Below are 6,716 nucleotides of genomic sequence, written 5' to 3'. Positions count from 1 at the left end.
AAGGAACGGACGCTTCCTTCGGACCGCCTTCCAGCGGACCCTCCGGGCTTCGTTCTTTCGTGTTTCCAGCTTATCAGATGTTTTCCGCTCCGTTTTCCGGAGTTTCATTCATCCGATTTGCTTTCGCCTTTCGGCGCTCCCGAACTCTATCAGAGTCTTTCGGTCCGTTTTCCCCGGTCGTTCTCGAATTCGAATCCGAATTCGAGCCCGTTTCCGAGGGGCCGTCCCGTGGGGCAACCCGGAGAACATTACGCACCGGGTCGCCCCACGTCAAACCGGCCTCAGCCGGTCTTGAGCGAGCCTCAGACCTCGACGACGACCGGCAGGATCATCGGCCGGCGGCGGTAGTTGTCCGCGACCCACTTGCCGATGGTCCGGCGGACCAGCTGCTGCACCTGACGGGGCTCCAGCACGCCGTCGCTCGCCGAGCGGTCCAGGCCCTCCTGGAGCTTGGCGACGACCGGGCCGAAGGCGTTGTCGTCGATGCCGGAGCCGCGGGCTTGGATGGTCGGGCCGCCGACGATCTTGCCGTTGGTCGAGTCGACCGCGACGAAGACCGAGATGAAGCCCTCCTCGCCGAGGATCTTGCGGTCCTTGAGCGAGGCCTCGGTGATGTCGCCGACCGAGGAGCCGTCCACGTAGACGTACCCGGCCTGCACCTTGCCGACGATCCGGGCGACGCCCTTCTCCAGGTCGACGCAGACGCCGTCCTCCGCGATGACCACGCGGTTGCGCGGCACCCCGGTGGCGATGCCCAGCTCGGCGGCCGCGCGCAGGTGGCGCCACTCGCCGTGGACCGGCATCAGGTTGCGCGGCTTGCAGATGTTGAAGAAGTAGAGCAGCTCGCCGGCCGAGGCGTGGCCGGAGACGTGCACCTTGGCGTTGCCCTTGTGCACGACCTTGGCGCCCCAGCGGGTCAGGCCGTTGATCACCCGGTAGACCGCGTTCTCGTTGCCCGGGATGAGCGAGGAGGCCAGGACGACGGTGTCGCCCTCGACGATGCGGATCTGGTGGTCGCGGTTGGCCATCCGGGACAGCGCCGCCATCGGCTCGCCCTGCGAACCGGTGCAGATCAGCACGACCTCCTTGTCCGGCAGGTCGTCCAGCTGCTTGACGTCCACGACCATGTTGCCGGGGACCTTCAGGTAGCCGAGGTCGCGGGCGATGCCCATGTTGCGGACCATCGAGCGGCCGACGAAGGCGACCTTGCGCTTGTACTCGTGCGCGGCGTCCAGCACCTGCTGGATGCGGTGCACATGGCTCGCGAAGGAGGCCACGATGATGCGCTTGTCGGCGTTCGCGAAGACGTTGCGCAGCGCCGCCGAGATGTCCCGCTCGTGCGGGATGAAGCCAGGGACCTCGGCGTTGGTGGAGTCCACCAGCAGCAGGTCCATGCCCTCCTCCGCCAGCTTGGCGAAGGTCGGCAGGTCGGTCAGGCGACCGTCCAGCGGGAGCTGGTCCATCTTGAAGTCACCGGTGGCCACGACCATGCCGGCGGGGGTGCGGACCGCGACCGCCAGGGCGTCCGGGATGGAGTGGTTGACGGCGATGAACTCGCAGTCGAAGGGGCCGATGCGCTCGCGCTCGCCCTCCTTGACCTCCAGCACGTACGGCCGGATGCGGTGCTCGGCGAGCTTGGCCTCGATCAGGGCGAGGGTCAGCTTGGAGCCGATCAGCGGGATGTCCGGGTTCTCCCGCAGGAGGAAGGGGACGGCGCCGATGTGGTCCTCGTGCCCGTGGGTGAGGACGATGCCGTCGACCTTGTCGAGACGGTCCCGGATGTAGCTGAAGTCCGGGAGGATCAGGTCCACGCCGGGCTGCTCGTCCTCGGGGAAGAGGACGCCGCAGTCGATGATCAGGATGCGGTCGCCGTACTCGAGGACCGTCATGTTGCGGCCGATCTCGCCGAGGCCGCCGAGCGGAGTGATGCGGAGGGCGCCCTCCTTCAGTGCCGGGGGCGCGCCGAGCTCGGGGTGCGGGTGGCTCAAAAGACTCTCCTCACGACGCGCGCCATATGTCCGGGGTCCTCCCCCTGGAGACATATGGCGCGCGTACTCAGTGTCGTTTTCCTACTGGGTCTGTGCTCTCGCGCCTACGGTCCGGTCCAGCGGCGGACCCGGGGAGGTCCGGCGAGCCGGGGGCGCGCACGTCCGTGTCTGCTAAAGGTGTACCCCGCCGGAGGCGAGATCCTGCTTCAACCGCTCGATCTCCTCGGGCGTCGCTCCGACCAGCGGGAGTCGCAGCGGGCCGGCGGGCAGGCCCTGGAGTTCCAGCGCGGCCTTGGCGAGGATCACGCCCTGGGTGCGGAACATACCGCTGAACACCGGCAGCAGGCGCTGGTGGATGCTCGTGGCCTTGACCACATCGCCCGCCAGGAAGGCCTCGACCATCGCCCGCAGGTCCGCCGCCACCACATGCCCGACGACGCTGACCACGCCGACGGCTCCGACGGACAGCAGCGGCAGGTTGAGGATGTCGTCGCCGGAGTACCAGGCGAGGTCGGCGCGGGCGATGGCCCAGGCCGCGGCGCCGAGGTCGCCCTTGGCGTCCTTGTTGGCGACGATCCGCGGGTGCTCGCCGAGGCGGACCAGCGTCTCGTGGCTCAGCGCGACCCCGCTGCGGCCCGGGATGTCGTACGCCATGACCGGCAGGCCGGTGGCGTCGGCGACCTCGGTGAAGTGCCGGTACAGGCCCTCCTGCGGGGGCTTGTTGTAGTACGGCGTGACGACCAGCAGGCCGTGCGCCCCGGCCGCCTCGGCCTGGCGGGCCAGCTCCACGCTGTGGTGGGTGTCGTTGGTGCCGACGCCGGCCGCCACGTGGGCGCGGTCCCCGACCGCCTCGACCACGGCGCGGACCAGCTGGGCCTTCTCGGCGTCGCTGGTGGTCGGGGACTCACCGGTGGTGCCGTTGACGACAAGGCCGTCGTTGCCGGAGTCCACGAGGTGCGTGGCGAGGCGCTGGGCGCCGTCGAGGTCGAGCGCGCCGTCGGCGGTGAACGGGGTGACCATGGCGGTCAGGACCCGGCCGAACGGCGTCTGGGGGGTGGAGGTCGGAGCCATGCGTCCAAAGCTACTCGTAGGCGGTGGGGCGGTACCCATGCCGGTCCGGTGTTCGGACAGGTGCAGCGCGTCGGTGGCGCGGACGTGGGATTCCGGTGCTGCCCGCTCGGGGGTTCGGGCAGCACCGGAATCCGTGTTCACGAATGTAGGGAGCGGCTAGAAAAGCCGCAATCCAGACATGCCAGACACTCTGCCCGTATGCCTGTCGTCCCAGGTCAGGGGGCGACCCGGCCGTGCTTCTCGAAGGCCGCATGGGTGAGCGGCATGAGCCGGGCCCACTGCTCCTCCATCTGCTCGGCGACCATCTCGATCTCGCGCTGCGGGAAGGACGGCACCGCCGAGTTCTCCCGCCGGGTGCGCAGCGACAGGAAGTGCATCAGCGAACGCGAGTTGCAGGTCGCGTACATCGAGGAGAACAGGCCCACCGGCAGCACCGCGCGGGCCACCTCGCGGGCCACCCCGGCGGCCAGCATCTCCTGGTAGCGGGCGTAGGACTCGACGTACGCGGCCTCCATCGCCGCGGTCGTGGTCCGGTGCTGCTCCGGCGTGCCCTCGTGGAACTCGTACTTGCCGGGGCGGCCCTCCTGGACGAGCTTGCGCTCCTCGCCCGGGACGTAGAAGACCGGCTGGAGCTCGCGGTAGCGGCCGGACTCCTCGTTGTACGACCAGCCGCTGCGGTGCCGGTGGAACTCCCGGAACACGAAGATCGGCGCGCTGATGAAGAAGGTCATCGAGTTGTGCTCGAAGGGCGTGCCGTGCCGGTCGCGCATCAGGAAGTTGATCAGGCCCTTGGACTTCTCCGGGTCCTGCTGGAGGGCCTCCAGGGACTGCTCGCCCGCGGTCGAGACCCGGGCCGCCCAGATGACGTCCGAGTCGGCGGCGGCGCTGCGGACCAGCTCCACCGTCACGTCGCTGCGGAAGCTGGGGGCCGTCGGTTCGTCGCTCACGCGTTACTCCTTGCGGGTTCGGTGCTGTGCAGCTTGATGGCGTGCTGCATGGTCTTGCGGGCGCGCGGGGTGTCGCCGGCGTCGGCGTAGGCCACGGCGAGGCGGAACCAGACCCGCCAGTCGCCCGGCGCGTCCTGTGCCTCGGCCTGGCGGCGGGCGAACACCGCGTCGGCCGAGGCCCGGTCGATCCGCCCGCCCTTGCTGCGCTCCAGCTCGTCCACCGGCAGGCCGCCCTCGGCCTCCAGCTCGCGGGCCAGCCGCTCGCTGTCCCGGCCGAAGCGGACGGTCTGGCGCAGGAACCAGACCCCGATCACCGGGATCACGAAGGCGCAGACCCCGATGCCGATGCCGAGCGGCTTGCCGGTGGCGATCAGCTGGACGCCCTCGCCCACGCAGACCAGGGCGACCAGCAGCAGCACGCCGGACAGGACGAAGAAACCGGTGCGGGAGGTCATCGGGCCCCTCCGGGGATCGGTACGGTCCGGTTCGGCGTGCTCTGGTACGGCACGGTCTGGTTCGACACTGTCACAGGTCCAGGAAGTGTTCGAGGCCGAAGGTCAGCCCCGGCGTCCCGACGACCTTGCGCACGCCCAGCAGGATGCCCGGCATGAAGCTGCTGTGGTGCAGCGAGTCGTGCCGGATGGTGAGCGTCTCGCCGGTGTCGCCGAACATCACCTGCTGGTGCGCGAGCAGGCCGCGCAGCCGCACCGCGTGCACCGGCACCCCGTCCACGTCGGCGCCGCGCGCGCCGGGCAGGCTGTGGGTGGTCGGGTCCTGCTGCGGCGGCCGGCCGGCCTCGGCCCGGGCGGCGGCGATCAGCTGGGCGGTGCGGGTGGCCGTGCCGCTGGGGGCGTCGGCCTTGCGGTCGTGGTGCAGCTCGACCACCTCGACCGACTCGAAGTACCGGGCGGCGATCTGGGAGAACTTCATGCCGAGGATGGCGCCGATGGAGAAGTTCGGCGCGATCAGCAGGCCGAGCTCCGGGGCCTCGTCCAGCCAGCCGCGGACGGTGGCGAGCCGCTCGTCCGTCCAGCCGGTGGTGCCGGTGACCACGTGGATGCCGTGGTGCAGGCAGAAGTCCAGGTTGCCCATCACCGAGTCGGGATGGGTCAGCTCGACGACCACCTGGGTGCCGGCCTCGGTCAGCTCCTCCAGGTTCGACCCGCGGCCGAGGGTGGCGACCAGCTCCAGGTCCGGCGCGGCCTCCACGGCCTTGACCGCCTCGGAGCCGATCCGTCCCCTGGCGCCGATCACGGCGACACGCAGCGTCATGGCAAAAGTTCCTCTCACCTGGGATTCAGCGGATCCGGAAAAGCGGATCAGACCAGCAGATCGGCGAGCTTGGCGGCCCGCTTGTCGTTGACCGGGCCGATCAGGGCGAGCGACGGCCGGTACGCGCCCAGCACATCACGGGCCACCGCGTGGACGTCCTCCAGGGTCACCGCTGCGATGCGCTCCAGCATCTCGTTCACCGACAGGTGGTGCCCGTAGCTGAGCTCGGCCTTGCCGATCCGGTTCATCAGCGAGCCGGTGTCCTCCATGCCGAGCACGGTGGAGCCGGAGATCTGGCCGATCGCCCGGCCCAGTTCCTCCTCGGTGATGCCCTCCTCGACCACCTTGGCCAGCTCGGCGCGGCAGATCCGCAGCACCTCCTCGACCCGCTTGGGCTGGCAGCCGGCGTAGATGCCGAACAGGCCGCTGTCCGCGTAGGACGAGGAGTACGAGTAGACCGAGTACGCCAGGCCCCGCTTCTCGCGGACCTCCTGGAACAGCCGGGAGCTCATCCCGCCGCCGAGGGCCGCGTTGAGCACGCCCATCGCCCAGCGGCGCTCGTCGTGCCGGGGCACCCCGGGCACGCCCAGCACCAGGTGGGCCTGTTCGGTGGAGCGGTTGAGCACCTCGACCCGGCCGGCCGTGCGCAGCGCCTTGACGCCGCGGCGGGCCTCGGCCGGCGCCGCGGTGGACGCCGCCAGCAGCGGCGCGAAGGCCTGCTCGACCTGCTTGACCACCTTGCGGTGGTCGAGGTTGCCGGCCGCGGCGACGACCAGCTGCTCGGGCCGGTAGCGGCGGCGGTAGAAGCCGGCGATCTGGTCCCGGGTGAGCGTCCTGATGGTCTCCTGGGTGCCGAGGATCGGGCGGCCGAGCGGGCCGCTGCCGAAGATCACCTTGGCGAACAGGTCGTGCACCACGTCGCCCGGGTCGTCCTCGGCCATCGCCATCTCCTCGAGGATGACGCCGCGCTCGGACTCCACGTCCTCGGTGCGGATCAGCGAGCCGGTGAGCATGTCGCAGACCACGTCGATGGCCAGCGGCAGGTCGGTGTCCAGGACCCGGGCGTAGTAGCAGGTGTTCTCCTTCGCGGTGAAGGCGTTCATCTCGCCGCCGACCGCGTCCAGGGCCGCCGAGATGTCCAGCGCGCTACGCCGCTCGGTGCCCTTGAAGAGCAGGTGCTCCAGGTAGTGGGTGGCGCCGTTGAGCTGCGGGGTCTCGTCCCGCGAGCCGACGCCGACCCAGATGCCGAAGGTCGCGGAGCGCACCGTCGGCAGGGTCTCGGTGACGACCCGAAGGCCGCCGGGGAGCACGGTGCGGCGCACCGTGCCGGCGCCGTCGACGCCCTTGAGCAGGGTCCGGGTCGTGCCGGGACGCTGCGTTACCGCCGGGGCCTGCGCCACGGGGGGTACCTCCAGAGGAAACGCACGTGCGGATGGGC

At 70.3% G+C, this 6,716-nt stretch carries 6 protein-coding genes; all 6 read right to left on the bottom strand.

The features are described 5' to 3' along the window. Nucleotides 1-302: 302 nt before the first annotated feature. Nucleotides 303-1,988, bottom strand: coding sequence for a ribonuclease J (locus ACFCY1_RS38845; protein ID WP_117487801.1), 1,686 nt, complete (start codon nucleotides 1,986-1,988; stop codon nucleotides 303-305). A gap of 171 nt (nucleotides 1,989-2,159) precedes the next feature. Further along, nucleotides 2,160-3,059, bottom strand: a complete 900-nt coding sequence (dapA, locus tag ACFCY1_RS38840; protein WP_375877581.1) for a 4-hydroxy-tetrahydrodipicolinate synthase — start codon at nucleotides 3,057-3,059, stop codon at nucleotides 2,160-2,162. 215 nt (nucleotides 3,060-3,274) lie between these two features. Beyond that, nucleotides 3,275-4,006 carry an FAD-dependent thymidylate synthase gene (gene thyX, locus ACFCY1_RS38835; RefSeq protein ID WP_049651677.1) on the bottom strand — a complete coding sequence of 244 codons (732 nt, stop codon included), beginning with the start codon at nucleotides 4,004-4,006 and terminating at the stop codon, nucleotides 3,275-3,277. Beyond that, nucleotides 4,003-4,461, bottom strand: coding sequence for a tetratricopeptide repeat protein (locus tag ACFCY1_RS38830; RefSeq protein ID WP_049651678.1), 459 nt, complete (start codon nucleotides 4,459-4,461; stop codon nucleotides 4,003-4,005). The genes thyX and ACFCY1_RS38830 overlap by 4 nt, the downstream gene beginning before the upstream one ends. A 70-nt stretch (nucleotides 4,462-4,531) precedes the next feature. Beyond that, entirely contained in the window at nucleotides 4,532-5,278 is a 747-nt protein-coding gene (gene dapB, locus ACFCY1_RS38825) for a 4-hydroxy-tetrahydrodipicolinate reductase (protein WP_375877580.1), read from the bottom strand. 47 nt (nucleotides 5,279-5,325) lie between these two features. After that, on the bottom strand, nucleotides 5,326-6,678 hold the full coding sequence (locus ACFCY1_RS38820; protein ID WP_234348371.1) for a pitrilysin family protein: 1,353 nt from the start codon (nucleotides 6,676-6,678) through the stop codon (nucleotides 5,326-5,328). Between the last annotated feature and the right edge of the window lie 38 nt (nucleotides 6,679-6,716).

The organism is Kitasatospora sp. NPDC056273, assembly GCF_042268845.1.
In the GTDB taxonomy this organism is placed as follows: Bacteria; Actinomycetota; Actinomycetes; order Streptomycetales; family Streptomycetaceae; genus Kitasatospora.
Note: the sequence above shows the minus strand (reverse complement) of the source record. Positions and strands in the feature narration are given on the sequence as shown.